The following is a 1,264-nucleotide window of genomic DNA, read 5'->3' on the forward strand; positions in this document are numbered from 1 at the left end:
GGGGGGGGGGGGGGGGGGGGGGGCGGGGGGGGGGGGGGGGGGGCGTTGGGGGGGGGGGGGGGGGGTGTGGGGGGGGGGGGGGGGGGGGGGGGGGGGGGGGGGGGGGGGCCCCGAGGGTCCTCTGTGCTGGTCGGGAGCGGGTGATTGTTAGTCCGTTCGGGTGACGTGCTGGTGCGGGGTGTGGTGTTGGCGGGTAGTCACTTGGCATGAGGTCCGTGTGGCGTGGGGCGATTTCCTTCGGGTTGGTGACGATCGGTGTCCGGTTGTTCACCGCTACGGAGGAGCACGACTTCCGGTTCCACCAGGTGCACCGGGAGGATGGTGGGCGCATCCGGTACAAGCGGGTGTGTCAGGTGTGCGGCGAGGAGGTCGCGTACGCCGACATCGCGAAGGGTTACGAGCTGGACGACGGTCGGGTCGTGGTGATGGACGCCGAGGATTTCGACAAGTTGCCGATCAACACTGATCACGCGATCGACGTGTTGGAGTTCGTGCCGGTCGAGGAGATCGATCCGATCTATTTTCAGAAGTCTTATTACTTGGAGCCGGACAAGGCGGCGACGCGTCCGTACGTGTTGCTCCGGACGGCGTTGGAGCGCAGTGGGCAGTTGGCGGTGGTGAAGATCACCGTTCGTCAGCGGGAGACGTTGGCGATGTTGCGGGCGCGTGATGACGTGTTGGTGATGCACACGATGTTGTGGCCGGATGAGGTGCGGACGCCGGATTTCGAGTTCCTGGGTTCGGAGGTGGAGGTTCGGCCGCAGGAGTTGAAGATGGCGTCGTCGTTGGTGGAGAGCATGGCGGGGTCTTTTGATCCGGGTGATTTCTCGGATGATTACACGGTGGCGATGCAGAAGGTGATCGAGGCGAAGGCGGAGGGTGCGGAGCTGCCGGATCGGCCGGAGGTGGAGGAGTCGGGTGAGGTGATCGACCTGATGACGGCGTTGGAGCGGAGTGTGGAGCAGGCGAAGTCGGCGCGGGGTGGGAAGTCGGCTGGTCGCAAGCCCGCGGCGAAGAAGGCGTCGTCGTCCCGTTCGTCGTCGGCCGGCTCGGGCGGTTCTTCTGGGTCGTCGTCGCGGAAGGCTCCGGCGAAGAAGAAGGCGAAGCCCGCGTAGGCGGGGTCGGGATGGGTGGGGATCTTTCGGAGTACCGGCGCAAGCGGGATCCGGGGCGGACGCCGGAGCCGGTGCCGGGTGAGGACGCGGTGGTGCCGCGTGGTGATGACGACACGTTCGTGATCCAGGAGCACCACGCTTCGGCGTTG

The 1,264-nt window shown here is 67.0% G+C and carries 1 protein-coding gene; it reads left to right on the plus strand.

The genetic code is table 11. The annotated features are described in order from the left end of the window. Positions 1–206: 206 nt before the first annotated feature. Complete coding sequence (locus AB0G02_RS40885; protein WP_360806135.1) at positions 207–1,115, plus strand: Ku protein; 909 nt, start codon at positions 207–209, stop codon at positions 1,113–1,115. The last annotated feature ends 149 nt before the right edge of the window (positions 1,116–1,264 follow it).

Source organism: Actinosynnema sp. NPDC023658 (genome assembly GCF_040639995.1).
In the GTDB taxonomy this organism is placed as follows: domain Bacteria; phylum Actinomycetota; class Actinomycetes; order Mycobacteriales; family Pseudonocardiaceae; genus Actinosynnema.